This is a genomic window from Haliscomenobacter sp. (assembly GCF_033763495.1).
GTDB lineage: Bacteria > Bacteroidota > Bacteroidia > Chitinophagales > Saprospiraceae > Haliscomenobacter.
The window spans coordinates 39,486-65,134 of the sequence record NZ_JANRKL010000115.1 but is presented as its reverse complement, the minus strand read 5'-3'; the positions used below and the strand labels follow the sequence as shown (position 1 = coordinate 65,134).

17 protein-coding genes are annotated in these 25,649 nt (G+C 49.1%); 11 read left to right on the top strand and 6 right to left on the bottom strand.

Annotated features, from left to right (window positions below):
- Positions 1–121 precede the first annotated feature (121 nt).
- Positions 122–2,380, bottom strand: a complete 2,259-nt coding sequence (locus SFV55_RS12370) for a GH92 family glycosyl hydrolase (protein WP_320029814.1) — start codon at positions 2,378–2,380, stop codon at positions 122–124.
- Between the two features lie 110 nt (positions 2,381–2,490).
- A complete protein-coding gene (gene solA / locus SFV55_RS12365; RefSeq protein ID WP_320029813.1) occupies positions 2,491–3,678 on the bottom strand; it encodes an N-methyl-L-tryptophan oxidase in 1,188 nt (395 codons plus the stop codon).
- Positions 3,679–4,240: 562 nt separating this feature from the next.
- Between solA and SFV55_RS12360 the strand changes: the two genes are divergently transcribed.
- From SFV55_RS12360 to SFV55_RS12350, 3 genes are all read left to right on the top strand, one after another.
- Positions 4,241–4,612, top strand: coding sequence for a hypothetical protein (locus SFV55_RS12360; protein WP_320029812.1), 372 nt, complete (start codon positions 4,241–4,243; stop codon positions 4,610–4,612).
- Positions 4,613–4,760: 148 nt separating this feature from the next.
- Positions 4,761–7,466 carry a VPS10 domain-containing protein gene (locus tag SFV55_RS12355; protein ID WP_320029811.1) on the top strand — a complete coding sequence of 902 codons (2,706 nt, stop codon included), beginning with the start codon at positions 4,761–4,763 and terminating at the stop codon, positions 7,464–7,466.
- A gap of 90 nt (positions 7,467–7,556) precedes the next feature.
- Positions 7,557–7,871: a hypothetical protein gene (locus SFV55_RS12350; RefSeq protein WP_320029810.1), complete on the top strand. Its 315-nt coding sequence runs from the start codon at positions 7,557–7,559 to the stop codon at positions 7,869–7,871.
- A gap of 266 nt (positions 7,872–8,137) precedes the next feature.
- Here SFV55_RS12350 and SFV55_RS12345 read toward each other — a convergent pair whose 3' ends face one another.
- Together SFV55_RS12345 and SFV55_RS12340 are read right to left on the bottom strand one after the other, a co-directional pair.
- Positions 8,138–10,534, bottom strand: coding sequence for an ABC transporter permease (locus tag SFV55_RS12345; RefSeq protein ID WP_320029809.1), 2,397 nt, complete (start codon positions 10,532–10,534; stop codon positions 8,138–8,140).
- A 166-nt stretch (positions 10,535–10,700) separates the two neighbouring features.
- Positions 10,701–12,122 (bottom strand): formylglycine-generating enzyme family protein, encoded by a 1,422-nt coding sequence (locus SFV55_RS12340; protein ID WP_320029808.1) that lies wholly within the window; start codon positions 12,120–12,122, stop codon positions 10,701–10,703.
- A 142-nt stretch (positions 12,123–12,264) separates the two neighbouring features.
- On the opposite strand from SFV55_RS12340, the gene SFV55_RS12335 reads away from it, so the two are divergent.
- Both SFV55_RS12335 and SFV55_RS12330 read left to right on the top strand, forming a co-directional pair.
- Positions 12,265–13,011, top strand: coding sequence for a L,D-transpeptidase family protein (locus SFV55_RS12335; protein ID WP_320029807.1), 747 nt, complete (start codon positions 12,265–12,267; stop codon positions 13,009–13,011).
- A 79-nt stretch (positions 13,012–13,090) separates the two neighbouring features.
- Positions 13,091–13,555, top strand: coding sequence for a Uma2 family endonuclease (locus SFV55_RS12330; RefSeq protein WP_320029806.1), 465 nt, complete (start codon positions 13,091–13,093; stop codon positions 13,553–13,555).
- 6 nt (positions 13,556–13,561) lie between these two features.
- On the opposite strand, the gene SFV55_RS12325 is transcribed toward SFV55_RS12330, so the two are convergent.
- The gene (locus SFV55_RS12325) at positions 13,562–14,911 is read right to left on the bottom strand and encodes a serine hydrolase (RefSeq protein WP_320029805.1); all 1,350 of its coding nucleotides are present in this window, start codon (positions 14,909–14,911) and stop codon (positions 13,562–13,564) included.
- Between the two features lie 333 nt (positions 14,912–15,244).
- Between SFV55_RS12325 and SFV55_RS12320 the strand changes: the two genes are divergently transcribed.
- From SFV55_RS12320 to SFV55_RS12300, 5 genes are all read left to right on the top strand, one after another.
- Positions 15,245–15,829, top strand: a complete 585-nt coding sequence (locus tag SFV55_RS12320) for an RNA polymerase sigma-70 factor (protein WP_320029804.1) — start codon at positions 15,245–15,247, stop codon at positions 15,827–15,829.
- Positions 15,830–15,927: 98 nt separating this feature from the next.
- A complete protein-coding gene (locus tag SFV55_RS12315; RefSeq protein WP_320029803.1) occupies positions 15,928–16,989 on the top strand; it encodes a FecR family protein in 1,062 nt (353 codons plus the stop codon).
- A gap of 36 nt (positions 16,990–17,025) precedes the next feature.
- The gene (locus SFV55_RS12310; RefSeq protein WP_320029802.1) at positions 17,026–18,774 is read left to right on the top strand and encodes an STN domain-containing protein; all 1,749 of its coding nucleotides are present in this window, start codon (positions 17,026–17,028) and stop codon (positions 18,772–18,774) included.
- Between the two features lie 151 nt (positions 18,775–18,925).
- Entirely contained in the window at positions 18,926–19,504 is a 579-nt protein-coding gene (locus SFV55_RS12305) for an outer membrane beta-barrel protein (RefSeq protein WP_320029801.1), read from the top strand.
- Positions 19,505–19,581: 77 nt separating this feature from the next.
- A complete protein-coding gene (locus SFV55_RS12300) occupies positions 19,582–20,313 on the top strand; it encodes a head GIN domain-containing protein (protein ID WP_320029800.1) in 732 nt (243 codons plus the stop codon).
- Between the two features lie 91 nt (positions 20,314–20,404).
- Here the strand turns inward: SFV55_RS12300 and SFV55_RS12295 are convergent, their stop codons facing one another.
- The gene (locus SFV55_RS12295; protein ID WP_320029799.1) at positions 20,405–21,859 is read right to left on the bottom strand and encodes an MBL fold metallo-hydrolase; all 1,455 of its coding nucleotides are present in this window, start codon (positions 21,857–21,859) and stop codon (positions 20,405–20,407) included.
- A 269-nt stretch (positions 21,860–22,128) separates the two neighbouring features.
- Here SFV55_RS12295 and SFV55_RS12290 point away from each other — a divergent pair, with 269 nt between their 5' ends.
- On the top strand, positions 22,129–25,644 hold the full coding sequence (locus tag SFV55_RS12290; protein WP_320029798.1) for a hypothetical protein: 3,516 nt from the start codon (positions 22,129–22,131) through the stop codon (positions 25,642–25,644).
- Positions 25,645–25,649: the final 5 nt, after the last annotated feature.

Genomic DNA, 25,649 nt, shown 5'->3' with positions numbered 1-25,649 from the left:
ACCAAAAGCCTCGCTAACACCCAGCTTCTGTGTCCTTTGCGTGCGCTATTTTTTCTTTGTGTTTAAAAATTGCGCCACTCTTTGTTTTTATGAAACACTCGAGGTGATCCATGTTTGAAACTCACTCACTCATCGAATATGGCACATCCCCTGCACCCACGCCCCTTAGCGTATTCGGCTTCGCCCCCATCATCAACTGCAAAGTCCCACCCTGCATGATTTGTTGATGGGTCAAAAAGTTTTTCGTCCAAAGCACTTGGTTCAGCTTTGCGCTTTGGATGTAGACGTTTTGCTCCGAATTCCCCACCGCGTCGATGCTGAAGGTTTTTCCATTTTCCAATTTCAAGGTGATTTTTTGGAAAAGTGGGCTGCCCATGGCGTATTCCCCCGCAGCGGGACATACCGGATAAAAACCCAGCGCGGAAAACACATACCAGGCTGAAGTTTGGCCATTGTCCTCATCGCCACACAAGCCATCCGGGGTGGGTTGGTACATTTTTTTCATGATGTCGCGGGCCCGCATTTGGGCTTTCCAGGGCTGGCCTACCCAATCGTAGAGGTAAACGGCGTGCTGGATCGGTTGGTTGCCATGTGCGTATTGTCCCATGCCCATGATCAACATTTCGGTGATTTCGTGGATGGGAAAACCGTAGTAGGAGTAGTCAAAAGTAGGCGCGGAACTAAAGATGGAGTCCAGTTTAGCCGCCATTTGTGTTTTGCCACCCATTGCTCCAGCCAAGCCGGAAGGGTCGTGAAAAACCGACCAAGTGTAGTGCCAGGAAGAACCTTCGGTGAAAGCGTCGCCCCATTTGTCGGGGCGGAAGGGCGTTTGCCAGGAACCATCTTCGTTGCGGCCCCGCATGAAGTTGCTGGACTTGTCAAACACATTGCGCCAGTTTTGGGCCCGTTTGGCAAAGGTAGCCGCTTCGGGTTTACCCAGTTTTTGCCCCAATTGCCAAATGCAATAATCGGCGTAGGCATATTCCAGGGTGCGGGCTGCATTTTCGTTGATGCCCACATTGTAAGGCACGTAACCCAGGCGATTGTAGTACTCGGCGCCCATTCGCCCCACGGAAGAATAAGGCCCTACGCCCTGGCTGTTTTTGACCATGGCCTCGTACAAGAGGTTGATGTCGTAGCCCCGAATGCCTTTGAGCCAGGCTTCGGCGATCAAGGAAGATGAATTGGAGCCAATCATACAATCGCGGTGCCCGGGGCTGGCCCATTCCGGCAACCAGCCACTTTCTTTATAGGCATTGACCAAACCCTCCATGATCTGGCGGTCTAGTTCGGGAAAAAGCACCGAAAAGAGTGGGAAAACCGCACGGAAAGTGTCCCAAAAACCATTGTCGGTAAACATGTAGCCCGGCAAAACCTGCCCATTGTAGGGGCTGTAATGCACCATTTGCCCCTTGGCGTCGTATTCAAAAAACTTGCGGGGGAACAACATGACCCGGTACAGGGCGGTGTAAAAATTCATTTTGTCCGTTTCCAATCCGCCTTGTACCTGAATCCGGGCGAAGGTTCTTTCCCATGTTTGTCGAGCTTTTTCGCGGGTAGCATCAAAGGCGTCGCTGCCGATTTCACGCTGGAGGTTCAATTCGGCTTGCTCGTGGCTGATGAATGAAGAGGCCAGTTTAACCCCAACCTGGCGAATGCCGGGTTTGAAGTGCACCACTGCCCCAACGTGTTTGCCTTCCACACTGGCATCTTTCAGCACAATGGTATCGCTAAAGGTGCTAAAACCTTCAAAATCCTGGTCAAAAACCGCTACGAAATAATTGCGGAAATTATCCGGCACTTTACCGTGGTGATTTTGGGCATAGCCAATGATTTTGCGCTCCGCCGGAATGATTTTGACCATACTGCCTTTGTCAAAGGCATCGAGCAACACACATTTTGGTCCTTCCTGCCCCCAGCGGAAACGCATTTGGGCCGCCCGTTCGGTGGGGGTGATTTCGGCCCAGCAATCGTAATCTGCCAAATAGACCTGATAGTAGTGGGCCATGGCGGTTTCGGTTTTGTGGGAGAACCAGGAACCCCGTTTTTTGTCGCGAACTTCCGGGTTTTTACCCGTCATGGGCAGCAGGGAGAATGCGCCGTAATCGTTGATCCAGGGCGAGGGCTGGTGGGTTTGTTTGAAGCCCCTGATTTTATTGGCATCGTAGGCGTATTGCCAACCGTCGCCGTTGGGAGCCGTTTGGGGTGTCCAGAAGTTCATGCCCCAGGGCAGCGCAATCGCAGGGTAGGTGTTGCCCGTGGACAAGCTGAAATCCGAGTCAGTTCCAACGAGTGGATTGACGTAGCGCAGCGAATTTTGCGCATCGTTTTTTTGCAAAAAAAACAAGACAGCAGTCAGCAGGAAAAGGATTTTTTTCATGTATGTAGATTGGTAAGTTGAGAAAAGAAACGGTTATTTTTTTGCCACAAAGACACGAAGCGTGATCTTTTAAGTACTTAGTGTCTTAGTGCCTTAGTGGCGAAAAAGAACTAGAAAAATCGCCCGGCATTTAAAAAGCCAATCGGCAATGCAGTTGCTCCATTACTGGACAAATCTGCCAGGATTTCCCCCACTACCGAAGCAAATTTAAAGCCATGCCCACTAAATCCTGCCGCAATGACCACATCCTGATCAAAGCCCGGCAAAAAGTCGATCACAAAATTTTCATCCGGCGTATACGTGTACAAGCAGGTTTTTAGCACATGGGTGGATTGGTAACTCTCCGGGAAAAAACGCAGCAAAGCATCAATGATTTTTTCCTCCTCCTCCTTGCTTACCTCCCGGTCAATTCGATCTGGATCACTCACTTGACCGGGCACGTGATAACCCGCCTTGAACCCAATGGGCCCATTGAATTGCCCTACGGGCATAATGGGGAAACCGTATAAAATCCCCGGATTGACTTCGTCCACAATCATCCAGCAAGGCAATTGGCCCAATTCAAATGGCTGTGGTTTTTTAGGAATCACCCAGGCCAATACCTGGCGGGTGACTTGCAATTTGGGTTGGAGCTGAGGGATAAAATGGCCAGCCCAAGGCCCAGCCGTAATGACCAGTTTGGCCGCGTGATAGGTTCCTTTATCGCTGATCACGTTCACTCCACCGCCGGGATTTTTTTTCCAGCTCAAGACCTTTTCCTGGGTTTTGATCACTGCTCCGTGTTTAATGGCCTGATCGGTGTACAACAAGATGACTCGCTCGGGAGGGAGGAATCCTGCACCGGGTTCCAGTAACCCTTCGTAATGGTCGGGTACCGTTATTTGGGGAAATTTGTTTTGGTTTGGGCCCTGACTCAGCACCTCAAGGGGCACATCGTAAGTTTTGGCCGATAATTTCACCCCTTGCATCATGTCGTCTTCGGGAGGGCCATAATAAAGCAGGCCTGTTTCATGGTAAAGCGTTGTATCCGTCAATACCTCCAACTCCTGCCAATTTTGATAAGCGCGCTCCAAAAGGGGCACATAATCTGGGTGCTCAAAATAGGCTTTGCGGATGATCCGGCTTTGCCCGGCGTGTGAACCCTGGTCGTGAGTTATACTGAATTGCTCCAGCCCCAAAACTTTTAAACCACGCCTGGCCAAATGAAAACAAGTGGCAGAGCCCATGGAGCCTACGCCGAGTACAATGACATCGAAGGAGCTATGCTTTGAGTTCAATGCTTCAATTTGTACATCCATAACGATACAATCTGAATTTTTTTCACACTACTGGGCATTTTGCTCGGAGGACATTAATAGCCCCAAGCTGAAGAAGTTTTTTGAAAAAAAAGATCTTTTGTAGCTGCCAGCTTTTCTCAATTTCTGGCTCATTTAGGGACGCTATATTTTAAGAACTTCATCAGCTTGAAAGATAATCGAAAACCTCCAGGCTTTAGCCTGAATAATGATTGAATAGCCCCTGGCTTTAGCCTGGGGTTAGAGGAATGCCATCAAATTCGGGCTTTAGCCCAAGATTTATAAAGCCAAAATATTGGGCTAAAGCCCGCAAAAGAGTGATTGCCATAGTCCCCAGGCTGAAGCCAGGGGCTATTCATGTCCTCCGCTTCCAATTAACAAAAATGCTCATTAGTGTGATTTTTTGCTTAAATTTTGACCGGGAGTAAATGTAGAAGGAAAAAATCACCTATTTAGGTGAGGTCTGCCCCTTTTTTCTCCTGCAACTTTGTGGGGTATTCAATCGAATGCTTAGACGGCTGCTCAAGATTGGATCAAATTTATTGAATCTCAAAATCCTATTGAAATGAAAAAAGTATTGTTTTTGCTTGGCTTGTTCACCTTGTGTGCAACGGTAACTTTTGCTCAGGATCGCCCAAAAACCAACGCCAGAGTTGCAAAAAAAACTGCTGGTTGGAGAGACGACTCTCTGTTATGGGTCAAAAAACCAACTACCGCCACGGTTAAAAGCCCTTCATCGAACAAGAGAAATCAAAGCCAGGATAAGCTAGGCAATTTTGAAATCCAGGATGCCAAAGCACCAAAACCAACCGAAGACAAAATGGGTAATTTTGAAATTCAGGATGTAAAAGCACCTGAAAAAAATGCCCGGGAAGCTGGAAGTGGTCAGGCAACAGGAAAAAGAATACACAAACCAATACGCCGGAAGCCTAATTAATTGGTCTTCATTGGCCTAAAATTCATGCTAAAAGTTGCACAAAAGAGGACATTTCGTGCAACTTTTAGCTTTTTTAGGTAGTTGGGCGATACACAGATACGGTTGTTACAAGATTCCTTATTTTGGGACAAAGCGCAAAACCGTACCTATGCAACGTCTATTTACCTGCACCTTTCTTTTCTTTGGGACCCTGATTTCCCTTTTTGGTCAGAGCAAATTATCCAGTGAACTTTTGTCCAAACTGCCTTACCGCAACATCGGCCCTTTTCGCCCCGGTTGTTGGATTGTGGACATTGCCGTACCCGAACAACCCCAAAACGAGCACCTCTACACCATTTACCTCGCTACGCGCAATGCTGGCCTGTACAAATCCAGCAACAACGGCACCACCTGGACTTCGGTGTTCAACCACCCCGACGTGCACTCCCTCGGGGCAGTGGCCGTTGCACCCTCCAATGCCAATGTCGTTTATCTGGGTACTGGCGATTCTTACTACGCCCGTAGCTCCTACAGCGGCAATGGTGTACACAAAAGTACCGATGGCGGCAAAACCTGGACCCATTGTGGTTTGCCCGAAAGCCAGCACATCGGCAAAATTTTGGTGCATCCCAAGGATCCCAATACCGTTTATGTAGCTGCCATGGGACACCTCTTTGGCCCCAACCCCGAACGTGGTGTTTTTAAAAGCAGCGATGGCGGCAAAACCTGGCAAAAAGCCCTCTTCATCAGCGACAATACCGGGGTGGTGGACATGGCCATGGACGTCAACAACCCCAACGTCATCTACGCTGCTGCCTACGAAAAATACCGCTATCCCTGGACCCTGATCACAGGAGGTAAGGAAAGTGGGATTTACAAAAGTGTGGATGCCGGGAAAAGTTGGAAAAAACTCAGTCAGGGCCTGCCTACGGGCGACCTGGGCCGAATTGGCCTGGACGTATGCCGGACCAAACCCAATGTAGTATACGCCGTGATTGAAAATGTAAACCTCCGCGACCCTTTTCCTGCCGAAAGTAAGGCCGATACGGACGCTGGACGCGAACCTCAAAAACGGGAAATGGGTGGTGAAGTGTACCTCAGTGACGACGCCGGGGCGACCTGGCGCAAAACCAACCGCTCCGAAGACAACGTGGGAGGCAAGGCTGCCTATTCCTTCAATACACTCCGCGTTGACCCGGTGGACCCGCAAAAAGTTTATGTCACAGGGCTGAACCTGCAACACAGTTACGATGGCGGTAAGACCTGGAAGGGCATCGAATGGACCGATACTACCAAAATTTTCCGCGAAGCTTTTGGGGACGTACGTACCCTGTACATCGATCCCTTCAATCCTCAACGGATGCTGTTGGGCAGCGATGGCGGCCTGCAACTCAGCTACGACGGCGGCATCACCTGTGATTATTACGACAACATTCCCGGTGGGGAAATTTATGCCATTGGTGTGGACATGGAAGAACCCTACAACATCTACGCTGGCCTGCAAGACCACGACTCCTGGAAAGGCCCCAGCAATGCCTGGTCGGGCGAAATTACCCTCGAAAACTGGGTGCCCGTAGGTGGAGGCGACGGCATGTACAACCAAATCGACCCCAGCAACAACCGCTGGGTGTACAACGAAGAGCAGTTTGGGAACCACATTCGGGTAGATCAATGGACGGGTGCCCGCAAAAACATTGCCCCACGCCGCCCGGCCAGCCAAAAACCTTACCGTTGGAACTGGACACCGCCCATTCGATTATCGCCACACAATCCATCAATTATTTACACCGGAGCTGAAGTGCTGTTGCGTTCCCTGGATCGGGGCGACAGTTGGCAGGAAATCAGCCCCGATTTGACAACCAACCACCCGCACCGCATCAATGGCAAAGGCAATATCCAGTTTTGTACCATCACGACCGTTTCTGAATCGCCGCTGCAAGCTGGCGTCATTTGGGTAGGCACCGACGATGGGCGGGTTTGGGTGACCAAAGACCACGGCAAAATCTGGATAGAAAGTACGGCAGCTTTGATTGATGTAGGTGGCCCCAAAGAATTGTGGGTGAGCCGGGTATTTGCTTCCGCGCATCGCCCGGGTACTGCTTACGTGACCAAAACCGGCTTTCGGGTGGATGATTTTAAACCTTATGTATTCAAAACGAACGATTTTGGACTGACCTGGAAGAGGATCACCCAAGGCCTGCCCGATAAACCTGTCAACGTCATTTACGAAGACCCTAAAAATCCATCCTTGCTTTACGTAGGCAATGACAAGGGCGTATATGTTTCCATGAATGGCGGCGAAAACTGGCAGCACTTTCAAAGCAATATGCCGCCAAGTGTGCCCGTACACGACCTCCTGATTCATCCTCGTGAAAATGACCTGGTGGTGGGCACCTACGGGCGAGGGGTTTTTGTAGCCGACGTCAGCGCCCTGCAAGAATGGAAGCCGGATATGGACAACGCCAATTTCCATTTGTTTGACCTCGAGCCCAAAGCCCTGCGTTTGGAAGGCACCCAGTTGGCGAATTACCACTTGTACGGCAATCGCCACATCCGCACACCAAATGAACCCAACGGGCTCTGCATCCGATATTACACCCGCAATGCCAGCGATTCAGCGCAGGTGAGCATCAAAGACATCAATGGTAACCTGGTGCGGAGCTGGAAGGTGTCGCCCAAAGCTGGCCTCAACGAGATCATTTGGAATTTCAGAGCTTCAGCCGCAGGTGGAAGACGCCGTGCCGCAGACAATCCGGTAGCCCCGGGAGACTATGTCATCACCGTGGATCAAGCTGGGCAAAAGCAGCAGAAGATTGGGAAGTTTACCAAGGTGTTAGGATGGAAAATTGGGGCAACGACGATGGAAAAAGAGTGAGCGGGAAATTTTCAGGCTATGTAAAATCACTTGTTTAGGTGAGGTGCAGTTTTTTTTTTGCCTATAGTTTTGTAAAAAAACACAAACCTTATGAAAAAGATCTTGCTCTTATTGAGCTTGTTCACCTTGATCGCCACCGTTACCTTTGGCCAGGAGAAGCTGCGCACTAAAAACTACACCGAGCGCCCCGATACTGAACCGCCCTACGTTAAGGCTCGTCCGGTTGGTGTCAAAATCAAACAGCCCGGTACTTCAACAGCGAGGACAAGTGCTCCTGGGAAAACCGGAGTTCGCAATGATTCAACTCCTCCGGGGCCCAGAATTCCAATTAAGGCAAAACCAGTTAACCCCGGGGCAAGCAGCAGGCGGAAAAGTCCAGCTCGCCGTCCAGGTGGTGGGAACTAGGTAAAACCTGGAGTATTTTGATTGGTTCACAAACATGAATCATCTTGAATTTACAAGTATCACAATGAAAAAATGAGCACAAAGGACACCAAGGCAGCACAAAGGACACAAAGACGCAATTTTGACAATGCAATACATCTCGACTTTTTCTTATTTTGGATGAAAAACCTCGTCAACGTCTAACTTTGTGTCCTTTGTGCCGCCTTGGTGCACTTTGTGAAAATATGTCGCTTTTGCATTTATCCAATAACAACTTTGCGTCCCTTCTACTCGCTTTTCAACGACTTCACCGGGTTCGCCAAAGCCGCCCGGATCGTATGGAAACTCACCGTCACCATCGTCAAAGCCAATAAAATCAACAGTGATGCTATAAAGGTCAGCGGTTGCAAGCCCGTATGGTACGGGAATTCCTTGAGCCAACCCTGCAAAAACCAGGCCGCTAATGGAATGGCAATCACCCCTGCAACCAGCACCAAAATGATAAAATGCCGCGCCAATAAGGTCACTACCTGTCCTTGTCCGGCCCCTAACACCTTGCGGATGCCAATTTCCCGGCGTCTTTGTTCCGTGGTGTAAGCCACCAACCCCAACAAGCCCAAACAAGCAATAAAAATGCTCAAGCCTGAGAACACCGAAAACAAGGTTCCCCGCTTTTGATCGGCCTTGAATTGTTGGTTAAATTCATCATCCAGGAAAGTATATTTAAATTCCTGAGCAGGGAAAGCAGCGTTCCAACTGGCTTCTACACTTTTGAGGGTCTGTGGTAAATTGTCAGGATTGATGCGGGAATGCACCACAAAAGCTGCTTGCCGGTATACAAAAATCAAAGGCTCAATTGGATTGTACATGGATTTTTGGTGATAATCTTTGACCACCCCAATTACTTGTGCGAAGGGTACATCATTTCTACCAGACACCCTAACTTTTTTGCCAATGGGGTCGGCCCAGCCCATCTTTTTGACCAGGGCCTCATTAACCATAACCGCATTGAGGGTATCTCCCAATTGGCCACTGAAATTTTTGCCTTTTACCACCTCAATTCCCAGGGTTGGAACAAAGTATTCATCTGCACCAGCTACATCAATGCCAACCTCTTTCATGCCTTCATTGCCTTCAAGGGTCACCAAAATTTTATCGATTAAATCAATACCAGGGCTAACTGAAGAGGTACCTACTGCACTTAAAGCAGCGTTTTGCTTCAAAAGATCTCTGAAAGCGACTATTTCAGATCTGCGGGTACTACCAGGGTCTGGGCGCAAAACCAAGACTTGATCCTTTTTAAAACCCAAGTCCTTATTTTTCAAAAACTGCAATTGATCATAAATGACTCCAGTTGCAATGAGCATCATCAAAGAAGCTGCAAATTGGGTGACCACCAAGGCCCGCCGCAACCAGCCGCCACTACTCCGTATTTGATCTCCTTTCAACACGGCCACCGCCTGGAATCCGGAGAGCACCAGTGCAGGGTAACTCCCCGCAATCAAACCCGCCAGCACCAAAATGGAAGCGAGACCAATCATAATGGTAGGTTGGAACAGGGCACTGATCGTGAGCAATTTTCCGGCCATGGTATTAAAGATGGGCAACAATGCAGTTGCCAGAGCCAGGCCAAGTCCACCGGAAATCAAGGCCAGCAGCGCCGCCTCGGTTAAAAACTGGGCAGCCAAACTGCCCCGGGTAGAGCCCAATGCCTTACGTACACCTACCTCGCGGGCGCGGCGAGTGGCGCGAGCGGTAGTGAGGTTGATGTAGTTGATGCAAGCCAGTAAAACCAGGAAGACAGCAGTAATCCCCAGGATGCGCACATAGGCCAGGCTGCCCAGGGCTTCAGGTTCCTGAGTCATATTCGAGTGCAAACGGATGGACGTAATGGGCTGAACGACATAGTTGATGTTGATCTTGAGGGGTTTAAAAATCGAAGCCATGTATTTGTCGTACATGCCCCGGATTTTGGTCTCAAATGCTTGCGGATCAACTTTAGGATGCAGCAACACGTAATTGTAGGCCGAAAATTGCCCCCAATTCCCGCCATTAGCCGCCGCGATCTGGCAGATTTCGTGGTCGGCCATCAAAGCATCGAATCGAATGTGGGAGTTTTGGGGAATGTCCTTCATTACACCAGTCACTTTCCAGGTTTCGCCACGATTGTTGTCGAGGGTTTTGCCAAGGTAGGAACTGCTTTTGCCAAAATACTTTTCAGCAGTAGTTTGGGACAAAACGATCGAGTTGGGTTCTTTTAAAGCCGTTCTGGTGTCACCTTCTACCAGTGGGAAAGTGAAAAAATTAAAGACATTTTCACTAGACAAGTAAAATTTCTCTTCCAAAAAACGGGTCTGACCTGTGCGGTACTCCAGGCGGTCGTTGGGCAGCAGGCGCAAAGAGGCCTGCACCTCTGCTGGATATTCGCGTTTCAGGGTTTCACCCGTCAACATTTGAGCCACGGCCCAGTTGAACTCATTTTCTGTTTCCTTAACGTGGGAGCTGATGCGGAAAATGCGCTCCGCTTGGTTGTGAAAACGGTCGTAACTCAACTCATCGTTGACGTATACCATCAACAAGAGACTAAAGGTAATGCTGACCGTCAGGCCCAACACATTGAGCAGGGTATAACTGCGGTCTTTCAGTAAGTTGCGCACTCCAATGGCGAAATAGTTGTACAACATGTTTCCAAATTATTGAACTATGAGGGCAAAGGTTTAGGGGCTAATAGTGAAAACAGGGCTATTTTTATGCCAAAAACACAGGTGATTGGTTTTTAAATTTTTACAGTTGTGGTTTTATTGAAATTGTCCGGTTTTGATACAAAAACTGTCCGTTTTCGGGGCAAAATCATGGGGCAGTTCGTACACAACGAAACCCATAAGCAATACTCCTTGGTCCACCCGCCCAGGCTGCAAAATTGCGCCAGGAAATGGGGCTGTGGGGGTTAAAGTCCGTTTCGGGTTTGCCATGTTCGTAATACCCACCCCCGCGATAGCCAAAACCTCCATTGCGCTCATCGTCGCCACGGGGCCAATCATCATTGGTCGCATAGCCATAGCCGCTCAGGCGTCCGTCACCATGGCTGCCCTTGAACGCGCGACCAGTCGGATGCCCAATGCTCACAACACGCTCCCAGAGACTACCCGCCAAATCCATGACCCACCAATAGGAGGCTGCAAACACCGCCCGGTTTTGATCCGATAATTGAGCTTCGTCGATTCCTGTTTTGAGCTTAAGTTCATCATCCCGATCCACGTAGCGGGCCAGGTCTTTTTTGTTGCCTGTGCCCCAAGGGAATTGGTGAGCAATGGGCACCTCTGGCCCGCGACAAGCTTTTTCAAACTCCAGTTCGGTCATGGGGCGCAAACCAGCCCAGTCTGCAAAAGCACAACCATCATCCCAACTGACAAAATTGAGGGGGCGTTGAGGACTTTTGGCGCTATATTGGCCATTGTCCAGGCCGATACTGCCTCTGGATTGGGCGTAGTTTTTTCCTCCAAAATTGTTGCGGAAATAAGAAGATTGAGCTCCCAAACTGTTCAAAAAACTGGCATAAGTCCCTTGATTGATTTCGTATTTCTGGATGTAAAAAGCCTGGACTCCTTTGGGGAAACTGGCTGGAACGGGGCCTTGGCGGTCACCCTGGTAAATGGCTTGATCGGATCGATAATTCAACTGCTCAGGCTGACTGCCAATGTTGATGACCTGATTTTCCTGCTTGACTTGATACATTGAATTGGGCGTATTGCCAAAAAAAGCGGCAGCGCTTCGGGAGGTAGTATCCGGGTCGCCAAGGTAGTAGGCTCCGGCTGGGACGAATACCATTTCCAGGGCCTGTACCGACCATTCGCCAGGCAACTGCTCCATGATGCCTGAGCCACGAGGATTAAGCGAAAGTTGCAATTCCCATTGTACATGGCCTCGATAGGGCTGGGAGGAGTGTACAAATACCCCAACATGGTCAGGGCTCACTTTCAGGGCCGGATTGGGCAAGTTAGCTGGCAATTTACTCAACATTTGATGCCCTTGCGCATTCAGTAGGCAATGCCGGGCTCCTGCGTTGGGGTCATTGGATTTGTATTTGATAAAAACCCAGGCTGCATCGTGGTTTTTGCTGTTCTGCCAGGCATTGTCCCAACTCACCGTGAAACGGAGGAAGGTACCACTGTCCGTTATTTCCATTTTAGGAGTACTTACCCGGATATTGCGGGCCAGAAGTGGATACCACCCCAGCGCGCTCAAAAGTGTACAAAGCAACATTTTTTGCATGGTCAGGGTTATTTAAGTCGGTGATTGAAAGAAGTGGCGATACATGAACATACCATTTTTTAGATGAGAACGTTTGCATAAGTGGTGGGTTTTCAAGCAGGAAAACCGAAAAACCCCCCAAAATGCGGTACAAAACTGAGCCATGATTAGAACGCTTCAATTGGGATTATCCCTGTTTTTTGTTTCACTTTTTTCCAACTGTACGGGTCAAGTGGATAGTAATCAAACTTTTGATGGCGATCGGGTAGCCTTGGCCCGACAACTGGTAGGAGAGTCCCTTACCCATGACCTGGCTGCTCAGGGCTTGCAATGGGGTGCACCTGTTTTTTTGCGGGCATTTAAATCGGAGCAGCAACTGGAAGTTTGGATTCAGGATTCGCTGGAATTCCGCCATTTTCGCACCTATCCCATTTGTAGAGTACCCGGCCTGCTTGGCCCCAAGCGTAAGGAGGGCGACTTGCAGGTACCCGAGGGCTTGTACTGGATCGAGGTGTTCAACCCCAAAAGCAGTTACCACCTTTCGATGGGCATCAATTATCCGAATGCTTCCGACCGAATTTTGTCTGATCCTAAAAAGCCAGGTGGAGAAATCTACATCCACGGCAATTGTGTTTCGGTCGGCTGTTTGCCGATCACCGATGAAAAAATCAGGGAAGTATATTTGCTGACTTTGGAGGCCAAAAATGCGGGGCAGCAACAAATCCCCGTCCACATTTTCCCTTGTCGGATGACGCCGGAAAACCGGAAGAACCTGCTGGCACTGAATCGACCGGACTTGTTGCCCTTTTGGGATAATTTGGGAGAGGCATATGGTTTTTTTGAGCAGAGAAAAATTTTACCGACTTATACCATTGAGCCAGTTACTGGTCGATACATGTTGGAGGAATAAAAATAAATTTCAACTTTTTGTTAATCTATGGGTTGCATTTTATTAAAGAATGCATTATTTTGCCACAAAAAAAACGAGCATGATGGAAACGCAAGAATTTCTGGAATACGAAATCGATAGACCCATGTCGAGTAAAAATCATGCTCGGGTAGAAACCCGAATTGCGACTTTATTATCTATTGGATACGAAGAGCAATACGATATCCTTTCACAAGTCAGCTTGCAGCTTAAGGAAAAATACACTCCTGACATTTCCATTTTTCCATTGATGGAATACGATTGGTCGGAGGATGAGATTCGTTTGAGCACGCCCCCAATCACCACTATTGAAATTATTTCGCCTAAGCAGGCACTGACAGATGTGACTGATAAAATTTACAAGGACTATTTTCCATCCGGGGTACAATCGGCCTGGGTGGTCATTCCCACCTTGCGTAGCATCCACATCCTACTTCCTGATCAAAGCATTTTAACTTTTACCAGCGGCAAACTACACGATCCGGTTACCAATATTGAAATCGAAGTGGGTGCCATTTTTAAATAAAATAATTCAAAATACCTCCAAAATCTCCCGGAAAAACCGCACATCATCAAAATTTCCTGCGCTAGGCGTGCAGCCCAAACGCACCACCACCAAATTTTTAGAAGGCACAATCAACACCCGCTGCCCTTCAAATCCATCAGCATAGTACAAATCTTGTGGCATACCTTCCTTGCGGTAGCCAATCCAAAACTGTGCAGCGTAAAGCCCATCCGAATGCGGAGTCTCTTTTCCAGAATAAGCTGCCCAGCCTTTGGGTAAAATCTGTTCACCCTTCCATTGCCCATCCTGCAAGTACAATTGGCCAAACTTGGCCCAATCCCTTGCTGATGCAAACATGTACGAAGAGCCAACGTAAAGTCCCGAAGGATCTGGTTCCATAATGGCTGTACTCATGCCCAGTTTTTGAAACAGACGTTGGTGTGGAAAAGCCAGGTAAGCGGGCAAGTTCTTGAATTGCCGCCGGATCAATTCCTGCAATATATTGGTGGTGCCGCTGGAGTAATACCATTCTGTACCCGGCTTTATTTTGAGGGGCGACTGGATGGCGTATTGCCCTGCGTTTGGCACGCGGAAGAGCATGTTTGTGGCATCGCTGACTTTGCCGTAGTCTTCTTCAAAATCCAGGCCGCTGCTCATGCGCAAGAGGTTGTCCAGGGTGATCGCGGCGCGTTCATCCTTTTTCCATTCTTTGATAGAGGCGGGAGCACTCACTTTGAGTTTCCCATCTTTAACCAGCAGGCCAATCATGGCATTGGTGACACTTTTGGTCATTGACCAACCGATCAGTGGTGTATTCCGGGTGATGCCATCAGCGTAGCGCTCGGCTACTACTTTGCCATCGTGCAGGACGACTACAGCACGAGTGTGTACAGGGCGGGTGCTGTCTGGCTCAGAAAAAGCCCAGTCCAGGGTTTTTTCCAAGTTTATTTTGATAAAATCGGGAAGGGAAGAATCAGGCAATTCCTGTGTAGCTATGCGAGGGATTTTTACACGGGCTTGTTTGCGCAGATTCCCAGGAGTGGTTTCATTCAAAAGGGTACAACCCAAGCCCGGGCGGTAAAATGCCGTTTTGGACACCAAACCAAAGATGCTGGAAGTCACCGTATGCGCCCTACGGTCGATGGTTTGGGTGGTAAAAGGGATGGCGTACAAATCCTCTTTTTCAATCGAACTCAAACTACGCCCGGAAACAAACACGCAGGAGCAGGTCATTTTGGCGTTGTAGGCGGCACCTACCTGGGCGTATTTGTAGTAGTAAGGTCCGTTCCAGGCGAGGGTGACAACGACAATGAGCAAAATGCCAAGAAGGATTTTGTGCGCAGTTTCATTGGGCTTGTGGTTTTGTGTGGTCAACAAAGATAAGCCCTATTTTGCCAAAATGGTGGAATACCTTTTAAAACCCCAGGTTGGGACAAACACTCCTGTTTGCCCCAACCTATAATATGGGCCAAATTGCAACGAGATTGATTCGAAAAAACAGTCAGCGATAGCTTACAATGAGGAGCTTGGATGCTGCATTATTGTGAAGATGCCAGGGTGTAAAAAATAGTTGGACTGGATGGACAAAAAAATGAAGCAGCAAGTTGCAAATTCAGTTCATAGCTCCACACATTTGCAACTTTAGTCGAAGCATGCACCGTTTTTTGCACTTTACTCGTATTTTGCAGCCGGGTCATGTGATACCAACCTATGCAAGTGGACCGTTTACACCTACAACAACAATTACTGCATCGCCTGCGCACAGACGACAAAGGCGCGCTTCAGGAAATCTTTCAGGACAACTACCAGAAGGTATGTGGCGCTATTTTTCGCCTGATCAAGGATTCGGTGATTGTGGAAGACCTTGCCCAGGAAGTCTTTTTTCGCTTTTGGCAAAAACGCCACCAAATTGAAATCACTTCCTCTCTGGATGCCTATTTGCGGCGGATGGCGGTCAATGAAGGACTGGCCTATTTGCGCAGCCGCAAGTACTTTACCGAAGAAATTGAGCCACATTCGGCCCAAATCAGCGACTCTGGTACAGCGGAAGACAGCTACTTGCATTCCGAGTTGGAGCAAAACATCCGCAGCGCCATCGATGGCTTGCCGCCCAAGTGCCGCATGGTGTTTCAATTGAGCCGCTATGAAGAAATGAGTTATCAGGAAATAGCGGATCAAATGGGCATTTCCATCAAAACAGTGGAGAATCAAATGGGCAAAGCCTTAAAAATATTACGGCAAGAATTGCATGGGTACTTGCATATTTTGCTGTTAATCTGGCTGTTTGGAAGCTAAGTCGAAAAAAATCATAAATTTTTCATAAAATTGCAGAACAGAATAGGGGTGCTGCTGCGTTTTTTACATCCCTACCATTGACCATAATTCTGTTTACAATGGAGCATACTTTACAAGAGGATCTGATTGGCAAATACCTCTCGGGCGGATTGAACGCCGGGGAAGAAGGCGAGCTTATGGCCTGGGTTGAAGCCAGTGCTCAAAACCGCGAGGTTTTTGAGGAGATGGTCCAATTGTGGAGCCTTAGCGAAACCAGCCCTGAGACCGAATTTCTGGTCAATTTGCCCAAAGCCTGGGCTGCCCTGGATAGCCGCATTGACTTGGGGGAGACTACCCTGGTGGCTGAGCCAGCGGTGAGTACCGCAAAACCAGCATTGCAAGTCCATCCCCAGGCGAAAGTGCGCAGCTTAAACTGGGCTTGGTCAGCAGCTGCCGCAGTTGCCTTATTGGCCGTGGCAGCATGGTGGGTGTTTATGCGGGATACTACACCGGAGACTTTGGCCTTCAGCACTCCTGACAATCAGAGCCGCAGCATTACCCTACCTGATCAAAGCCAAATCAAACTCAACGAAAATTCTACACTTTCCTATACTTACGATGGCGAGACCCGCAAGGTGGTACTGAGTGGCGAAGCCTTTTTTGATGTCGAAAAAGACCCCAAGCACCCCTTCGTGATTGAAACTGGCGAAGTACAAACCCGTGTAGTGGGCACTAGCTTCAACATCCGCGCTTATCCTGATGAAGCGAAAGTGAAAGTGAGTGTCAAAACTGGAAGGGTAGAAGTACAAAAGCGCAAAGAGGCACTGCAAAAAGAAGCCCTTCCTCTGGTATTATCCCCGGGTAATTCTGCGATTTATGAAAGTGACAGCGAAACCTTGGAGAAAGCGCAAGATGTAGCCACCGAAGATGTTGACTCCTGGCAGCAGGGAACCATTGTTTTCCCTTTTGGAACCGCATTAGCGGAGGTGATTCCCGCAGTAGAAAAGTTTTACAATGTTCAAATTAATGCTGACGAGGCCATTCTGGATAAGACGATGGCTGGTGCCCGTTTTTCCCGCAGTATGAAAATACAGGATGCATTGAACATCATAACCGAGTCTGTTTCTGGTAAATTGACTGTAGAAGGTGATGTCTTTGTGATCTCTAGAGGCGATCAATAAGGAAGCCCTATTTCGCCCATTACATCAAGCTTACACATGAAACTGTTTTCCACTATCTTGATTCTCTGTTGTTGTGTGGCATCATTGTATGGGCAAAACCTGGCGCGCAAAGTCAGTTTCTCCTACAATCGTTTGGCTTTAAAACTGGTTCTCGACGATATTTCTGCCGATCACGATGTGTATTTTGTGTACAGCCCGGATTATATTCCCACTTCCCAGCCCATCACCATTAGTGTCAACAATATTGCACTTTCAGAGGCATTGGATAAATTGTTTGATCCTCTGCCCGTTGCCTATAAATCCATAGGAGGACAAATCGTACTGCGTCCGGTTGAAAAAAATCCGCCGCCCCGGATTACCAATAAAACCATCCCGAAAGAAGTAGACCAACAAAGCCCACTTTATGCTGATCCACGGATGGAAGAAATTATTGCAGAGCGCAAAAAACGTTGGGCCCAAAGTTCGCCCACCATTTCCGGGCGCCCTGCCCCTCAAAAACTTCCCTCCAATACAGAAAGTAAAAGTTTAGAAAACCTGACCGCGACCCGCTTCGATCCCCTGGTAATCGATTCGACCTTGTTAATGGAAGAAGAAGTTGCCGCGGCACCTGTTCCCAATTCTGATTCGACTACAGATAGTACCAGTGTGGTGATCAATCCAAAGAAAAACCTCCCACGGTTGGCACAAATTTCCTTGCTGCCCTTCCTGGGATCCAATTTTGTACAAAGTGCCCGCACGACCAACCGGGTCTCTGTAAATTTACTGTGGGGCCACAACGGTGGGGTAGAAGGCCTGGAAATTGGCGGCCTGATGAATTCGATCCGCAATGATGTACAAGGCATCCAAATCGCTGGATTGGGCAATACGGTTGGTGATGACGTACTGGGCACCCAGGCGGCCGGCTTGTTCAACATTGCCACGGACACAATGGTAGGGGTACAAGGGGCCGGTTTGTTCAACATCCTGGGAAGGGGCTCAGCCCTACAAGGAGCAGGTTTGTTCAATATCGCCAGACATGATTTTGCAGGGGTACAGGCAGCAGGTTTGTTCAATATTGCGGGAAAAAATTCCCGCGCAGTACAAGTAGGCGGTTTGTTCAACGTCAGTGGCGGCAGAACCCGATTGCAAGTGAGCCCCTTGTTCAACATCGCTAAAGATGTGAACAATGGCCAATTGAGCACCATCATCAACGTAGCCCGTCAGGTAAAAGGGGTACAAATCGGATTGATCAACGTGGCTGATACTGTCAGTGGGGTTACAATTGGCCTGCTCAATCTCGTACGGAAAGGTTACAATCGGGTTGAATTATCCACCAGTGAATCTTTTTTAGGAAATTTAGCTTTTAAAATAGGGGTAAAGCCATTTTACAACATCTTCTATCTGGGAGCGCGGATCAGCGAAGCGCAAAACCCAGGTAACAACACCGAAGAAAGCATTAAAGAGTTGACCTGGGGTTTGGGCTACGGCTTCGGTACCGCCTTCAGTCTGGGTAAACGAACCCTGAGCAATTTGGAACTGATCAGCATCAAAGTAAACGAGCGTGAAGGCTGGACCCGACCACTACACCAATTGCACCAAGTTCGCCTGCTTTTCGACTGGCGGCTGGGCAAACGGATGAGTATTTATGCGGGGCCAACGGCCAACTTGCTGGTGTCCAGTCGCAAGGATCCAGAACTGGGCATCGGAGGTAGCGAGCTCGTTGCCAAAACTACTTTGTACGACAAAACGGATGCCAACAAACGCAGCCAGGGCTGGATCGGTTTTAACGCAGGTATTCGCCTGTAAACGGAGGAATTGATTTCCTGAAATTTTCCTTGAATTTTATCACCAAATTGAATTGCCGCCTAGCGTTGTCTGTGCGGCAAAAGGGGAATTTTTTGCCCCCGCAGTTCATAGTTTGGTGTCTTACATTAACTGACTTAAAAGCTCAAACATTATGAAAAGCTTCATCATCACCGCGTTTATGCTCCTCTGTTGTGGAGCCATTTTTGCCCAGGAACAAACCCTCTTTGGCCGTAGCCATGTAACGGGTGGTTTTGGGAGTTTGATCCTTGAATATGGTTTTGACGAAAACAAAATCGGTACCTCCGTAGGTGGGGGTGGAGGGATTGTGTTTAAAAACTTCTTCCTGGGTGGTTATGGTGTAGGGAGTGTGGATTTCGACTACCTGCTCGACAACAATACCCTCGAGAAAATCGACATTGGCCACGGTGGTTTGTGGTTGGGTATTACCGTACCTACCAATAAAGTGATCCACTTGTACGCCAGTGGCCGTTTTGGCTGGGGCGCTGTGGACATCCCCGTAGACAATCCCAATTTTCAATTCCGCGATGCGGATCAAGTTTTTGTAATGACTCCCGAAGCAGGTTTGGAGTTAAACGTTACCCGTTGGTTTCGGGTAGCAGGTACCGTAGGTTATCGCTTCCTGCGCGGCGCCAATGAAAACCGTGGCTACACCAACGACGATTTTAGTGGCTCACACTGGGGATTGACCCTGCGTTTTGGAGGATTTTAATTTTTAGCTGTATTTTTTTTCGACTGACTCTTGTAAGAAATCAACCCATTTTTTTCTGTAATAAACACCTGACTGTTATGAAAAGGATCTTGTTTTTGACTTTCGGCTTAGTGCTGGCTTTAACGCAATTTTCCTGCGATTTTGATTTTGATGACGGCTTTGGCCCATGCGTTCGGGGCAATGGCAATACCGTATCTCGAACGCTCAATTTGCCCGACTTCACGGGTGTCGACCTCGATATTTCGGCAGAAGTCATTATTACTCAGGGTGAAAGTTTCAAAGTTACCGTAGAAGGAGAATCGAACATCATTGCTGAATTGGAAACGGACGTACGGAATGGCATTTGGGAAATTGATTTTGATCGCTGTGTAAACGATCGGGACGATTTGACGATCTTCATCACCATGCCCCGGATTCGCTCTTTGAGCATCAGTGGCTCGGGTAGCATTACCAGTACCAATATCATGAATGTTGACGACATCAATTTGAGCATTTCAGGCTCCGGTAAAATCGACGTAGGCCTCAATGCCGATGATGTCTTCAGCCGGATCAGTGGCTCGGGTAGGATTGTATTGGAAGGCGAGGCCAATAGTATCGAACATACCGTAAGTGGCTCCGGCGATTTATTCGCTTTTCAGCTAAAAACCCGTGATGCAGATATCCGTGTAAGTGGTAGCGGCAACTCCGAAGTAAACGTAAGTGATAACCTGAATGTTAGAATTTCCGGTTCTGGCGACGTATTCTACCGCGGCAAACCCCAGGTAGAGGTGAGCGTGTCGGGATCTGGGAAATTGGTGAATGCGAATTGATGTAGTGATGAGTAATAAATGATGAGTGATGAATTGTCTGAAGCGTTGCATTGACAATTCATCACTCATCATTTATTACTCATCATTCAAATTATATCGCGTTCGCAATCGCCTCATCAATCACATCCTGTGGAATGCTGGTAGGGCAGGCGAAATCGGTTTTGGCAATGTTCGCTTCGGCTTCGATGGCTTTCCAGCCACCTTTGATATCGACGAGGTGTTCAAAACCACGCGCACGTAGGATGGAGGCAAAAACCATGGAGCGGTAACCGCCTCCGCAGTGCAGGTAATAAGTGTGCTGCGGATTCAGTTTGTGCATGTTGTTGTTGATGTAGTCCAGCGGAATGTTTTCGGCAACCAAAGCGTGCTGGGAAATGAACTCGGTGGGTTTGCGTACATCCAGCAAATGATCAACCTGATCTGCTTCCATCCTTTTGGCCAATTCAGCTGCATCAATGGATTCAATCATATCCAGTTCTTTACCCGCAGCCTTCCAGGCTTCGATGCCGCCTTTGAGGTAACCCAGGGTATTGTCGTAACCTACCCGAGCCAGGCGGGTAACCACTTCTTCTTCCCGGCCTTCGGGAGTAACCAACACGATCGCCTGCTTCAAATCGGGGATCAGGGCACCCACCCAAGGCGCAAAGCTGCCGTCAATACCGATAAAAATAGAGTTGGGAATAAAGCCGTCTTTGAATACCTGCTCATTACGCACATCCAATACCAGTGCTCCTTCGGCTTCAACCACCATTTCCAGTTCATCTGGGCTGAGTGGGGTTGCGCCACGTTGCAACACCTCATCGATGCTGTCGTAGCCTGACTTGTTCATTTTGGCATTTTTGGCAAAATATTGGGGTGGTGGTGCCAAACCTGCGGTAACTTCACGGATGAATTCGGCTTTGCTCATGTCGGCCCGCAAGGCGTAGTTGTTTTGCTTTTGGCGACCCAAAGTATCCCAGGTTTCCTTGCTCATGTTTTTACCACAAGCTGAACCAGCACCGTGACCAGGGTAAACGATGACCTCATCAGAAAGGGGCATGATTTTTTCCCGCAAACTGTCGTACAACCAACCTGCCAGGTCTTCCTGAGTGACCTCGCCAGATTTCTGAGCCAAATCAGGGCGGCCTACGTCGCCGATGAACAGCGTGTCACCCGTGAAAATGGCAAAATCTTCGCCGTCTTCGTCTTTCAACAAATAAGTGGTGCTCTCGGGAGTATGGCCAGGAGTATGCAATACCTTAAAGCTTACATTCCCCAATTGCAATAACTCTCCATCCTTTGCCTGGTGAATGTCAAACGTCGTAGCGGCGGTAGGGCCATATACAATGGTTGCCCCCGTCTTTTCGGCGAGGTCAATGTGCCCCGAAACGAAGTCCGCATGGAAATGTGTCTCAAAAATGTATTTGAGCTTGCTGCCGTTTTCAGCTAGTTTTTCCAGGTAAGGTTTAGTTTCCCGCAGCGGATCAATGATGACTGCTTCGCCTTCACTTTCGATATAATACGCTGCCTCGGCCAGGCAACCGGTATAGATTTGCTCTACTTTCATAGTGTGGTGACTTTAGAGAATGATACGAAAATATGAAAGTTCGTTCATGTATCCCAGAAACAACTCAAACTTTATTTAGGTTGTATGAACCGAACGGGTACAAAAGTAGAGTGGATAAAAAGGGGAAACAGTGATCTAGTTCACATTGGGCAGGTTTTCTGATTTCCTTTTATTGTGTTCACTAAACTACACTTTGCTCATCAAGGCAGCATCTTCAAACCAAATCCTCTCTATCTTACGTTAGAAATTCCGAAATCGATTATTGCTGCATGGGGGAGTGGAGAATTATGCTGAGCCTGTTGGTATTTGTTGTGCTGAGTGGATTGTCCGCTCATGCTCAACAATCGTCCCAAAGCAATTGGCGCAGGATTCCGCTTGTGCATTGCAAAAACAATCGCCCACTGGACACCCTGCTCATTTTGCCTCACACGGTTCAAATTCGCGAAAAAAACACCCAGCGCTTACTGGACACCTCCTGGTATCGGGTACAATTCAACTTATTGATCTGGCGGGTGGATACGGCGCAATTGAGCCCACCCTTTGAAATGACTTATCGGGTTTTGCCCGCTTCTCTTTCCCAAAGTTTCCGTTTGTTGGATACCAGCAAGCTGCGGCAACCCAGTATCCTCGGCGGCACCCGCATCGCCATTCGCAACGAAGGCCCGCTGGTCGATTTTCGTCAATTGAACTACAGCGGCAATTTTTCCCGTGGCGTCTCCCTTGGCAACCGCCAGGATTTGGTGCTCAACTCTAATTTTAACCTACAACTGGCCGGCGACCTGGGTGATGGCGTCCAAATCCTCGCCGCCATTTCCGATGAAAGTATCCCCATCCAACCCGAAGGCAATACCGTACAACTCCAGGAGCTCGACCGCGTATTTGTACAATTGCGCAAAAAAGACACCCAACTCACCGCCGGTGATTACGAAATCAATCGCCCGGACAGCTATTTTATGAACTATTACAAAAAACTGCAAGGGGCAACTTTTGGGCAAAAACAAAAACTGGGTGAAAAAAGCAGTCTGCAAAACAATGCCAGCATCGCCGTTTCCCGTGGTAAATTTGCCCGCAACATAATCACTTCCAGCGAAGGCAACCAAGGCCCCTACAAACTACGGGGCCCCAACAATGAACGCTTCATCATCGTGCTGTCAGGCACCGAAAAAATCTGGCTCAACGGTCAACGCCTGCAACGTGGGCAAGACCAGGATTACATTGTGGACTACAACCGAGGTGAGATCACCTTTACTTCCCGCCACCTGATTAGCCGCGAAAGCCGCATCATTGCCGAGTTTGAATACGCAGATCAGAACTACCTGCGCACCCTAGTGGCCGCAGGGGTGCAATACCAGGCCCCAACCTTGCGGGCTTATGTGAATTTGTATCAGGAGCAAGACAGTCGCAGTTCCACAGGCGGGCTTTCCATCGGCGAGTCGGAGCGTATGGCCCTGCAACTGGCTGGGGATGACCCTGCTAAAGCCGTAGCTTCAGGTTTGCGCGAACAGGAGGAATTTGTAGCCAGTCGGGTCTTTTACGAGTTGCGGGATACTCTTTTGGCTTGTGGACAGCGCGATTCCGTACTCGTTTTTAGCAACAATCCACAAAAAGCCAGGTATACCGCCAGCTTCTCCTTCCTGGGGCCGAATCAGGGAAACTACCAATTGGCACCCGCCCAAACGGCCAACGAACGGGTGTACATCTGGGTGCCACCCGATCCCATCACCTGTGCGCCCATGGGCGAGTACGCCCCCGTGATTGCCCTGAGTACGCCTCAAAAGCAAAGGATGGTGACCGTAGGCCAAAACTGGACACCGAACCAAAACACCAGTTTACAAACCGAAGTGGCGCTCTCGCATTACGACCGCAACCGCTTTTCTACCCTCGATCAGCAAGACGACGCGGGCTGGGCAGCTTTTACGCAGTTTAGACAACGGCTATTGTTGGGTAAAAAAACGGCCGCCCCGGAGATGAACCTGCGCCTGAGTTACGAGGCGGTGCAACGCAATTTCCGCAGTTTGAACCCTTATCGAAACCCGGAATTTTTGCGGGATTGGAGTCTGGCTGACTTCCAAGGGCAGGGCACCGTGACTGCGGCCAATGAACAAGTTGCCCGGGCGGAATGGAGCCTGAGTAAAACCGGAGTTGGGGCGCTAAACTATGGCTTCAGTACTTTTTTGCGGGAAAAACAATACCAGGGCACCCGCCACGAACTGAGCGGCGAAAGTACCTGGAAAGGCTGGCAACTCAAGGGATTCGCCAGTAGCCTGCAAGCCGATGCCAATGGGGAAGAACGCCGCTTTTTTCGCCCCCAACTGAGTGTGGACAAAACCTTCAAAAAATTAAAAAATTGGTCACTAGGCTGGGCTGCCGAGGGGGAACAAAACGATCGTTTTGCTCCGGCTCAGGACTCTTTGACGGGCAGCAGTTTTCGCTTTTTTAGCCAACGTTTTTACCTCAAAAGCCCCGAAAGCCGCAAGTGGGAGGGGGGGCTGGAATACGTAAACCGACAAGATACCCGCCCCGTCGAAGGCATTTACCAACCGCTCAGCAATGCCAGTGAATGGCGCTGGAACAGCAAACTGCAACTCAAACAAGCCTTTGGACTTAATGGCAACCTGACTTATCGGCAACTGGAAATTTTCCAAAGCCAGTCAAATGCCAATACTGGCAATACCCTGCTGGGCCGGATTGATGTGAATGCAGCACTGTGGAAAGGGCTGGCGCGGGCCAATACCACTTACGAATTGGGTTCAGGTCAGGAACCCCGCCTCGAATTCACCTACATTCGGGTGGCACCCGGCGAAGGTTTGTACATTTGGCAAGACTCCTTGTACAACCGCGATGGCGTGATTCAGCCTAACGAAATGGAAATTTCACCCTTCCCCGATCAAGCCAACTACATCCGGGTGGCCACCATCACCGACCAATACATCCGCAACAACTACGTGAATTGGAACCAAAGCATCAACATCGACCCGCGGGCGCGCTGGTTCAATGCCAAAACGGGGATTAAAAGTTACCTCAAAACCCTGGCCTTACAATCGTCCTGGCGCATCAGTCGCAAGGTGCAAGACCGGGAGCAAGGTTTCAACTGGAACCCCCTGGCCCTCAATCTAAGTGACACCAACCTGGTCGCTGCTAGTGCCAATGGCCGCCACATCCTGTTCATCAACCGCGCCAGCCCCAAATGGGAAATCCAGATCGGCAATACCGATACGCGCAGCAAACTGGTGCAAACTACCGGTTTTGAAAGCCGCGCCCTACAAGAGCATTTCATCCAGGGCCGCTGGAACCTCAACAAAGTGCTCAGCCTTAAGCTCAATGTGGCCCGCGGCCTGCGCAGCGCCGATTCGGAGTCTTTCAACAACAAAGACTACCGCCTGCAATTCCAAAAATACGAGCCCCAATTGACCTGGCAACCCGCCGCCGATTTTCGCAGCATTTTCCAGTATCGTTATCAAAGGAATCAAAACACTCTGGAGCAAACGCCTATAGGCGCGCAGCAGCACGACCTGAGTGCAGATTTTACTTACTCCAAGGCGAGCAAATCGGCCCTACGGGGCAAGGTTTCCTGGGTGAACATCGATTTTCAAGGCATGGCCAATTCACCAACGGGTTTTGCGATTTTGAATGGTTTACAGCCGGGTACGAATTGGTTGTGGAATGTGAGTTTGGATCGGCAGATCGCAAAGAATTTGCAGTTGAGGTTTAGTTATGAGGGCCGGAAAACGGGAGAGAGTAGGGTCGTGAATGTGGGGCGGGTGCAGGTTGGGGCGGTGTTTTGAGGGGG

Bases quoted from the DNA above. Each gene is read 5' to 3' on its own strand.
- SFV55_RS12370 (WP_320029814.1), bottom strand. From the start codon at position 2,380: ATGAAAAAAATCCTTTTCCTGCTGACTGCTGTCTTGTTTTTTTTGCAA.
- solA (WP_320029813.1), bottom strand. From the start codon at position 3,678: ATGGATGTACAAATTGAAGCATTGAACTCAAAGCATAGCTCCTTCGAT.
- SFV55_RS12360 (WP_320029812.1), top strand. From the start codon at position 4,241: ATGAAAAAAGTATTGTTTTTGCTTGGCTTGTTCACCTTGTGTGCAACG.
- SFV55_RS12355 (WP_320029811.1), top strand. From the start codon at position 4,761: ATGCAACGTCTATTTACCTGCACCTTTCTTTTCTTTGGGACCCTGATT.
- SFV55_RS12350 (WP_320029810.1), top strand. From the start codon at position 7,557: ATGAAAAAGATCTTGCTCTTATTGAGCTTGTTCACCTTGATCGCCACC.
- SFV55_RS12345 (WP_320029809.1), bottom strand. From the start codon at position 10,534: ATGTTGTACAACTATTTCGCCATTGGAGTGCGCAACTTACTGAAAGAC.
- SFV55_RS12340 (WP_320029808.1), bottom strand. From the start codon at position 12,122: ATGCAAAAAATGTTGCTTTGTACACTTTTGAGCGCGCTGGGGTGGTAT.
- SFV55_RS12335 (WP_320029807.1), top strand. From the start codon at position 12,265: ATGATTAGAACGCTTCAATTGGGATTATCCCTGTTTTTTGTTTCACTT.
- SFV55_RS12330 (WP_320029806.1), top strand. From the start codon at position 13,091: ATGATGGAAACGCAAGAATTTCTGGAATACGAAATCGATAGACCCATG.
- SFV55_RS12320 (WP_320029804.1), top strand. From the start codon at position 15,245: ATGCAAGTGGACCGTTTACACCTACAACAACAATTACTGCATCGCCTG.
- SFV55_RS12315 (WP_320029803.1), top strand. From the start codon at position 15,928: ATGGAGCATACTTTACAAGAGGATCTGATTGGCAAATACCTCTCGGGC.
- SFV55_RS12310 (WP_320029802.1), top strand. From the start codon at position 17,026: ATGAAACTGTTTTCCACTATCTTGATTCTCTGTTGTTGTGTGGCATCA.
- SFV55_RS12305 (WP_320029801.1), top strand. From the start codon at position 18,926: ATGAAAAGCTTCATCATCACCGCGTTTATGCTCCTCTGTTGTGGAGCC.
- SFV55_RS12300 (WP_320029800.1), top strand. From the start codon at position 19,582: ATGAAAAGGATCTTGTTTTTGACTTTCGGCTTAGTGCTGGCTTTAACG.
- SFV55_RS12295 (WP_320029799.1), bottom strand. From the start codon at position 21,859: ATGAAAGTAGAGCAAATCTATACCGGTTGCCTGGCCGAGGCAGCGTAT.
- SFV55_RS12290 (WP_320029798.1), top strand. From the start codon at position 22,129: ATGGGGGAGTGGAGAATTATGCTGAGCCTGTTGGTATTTGTTGTGCTG.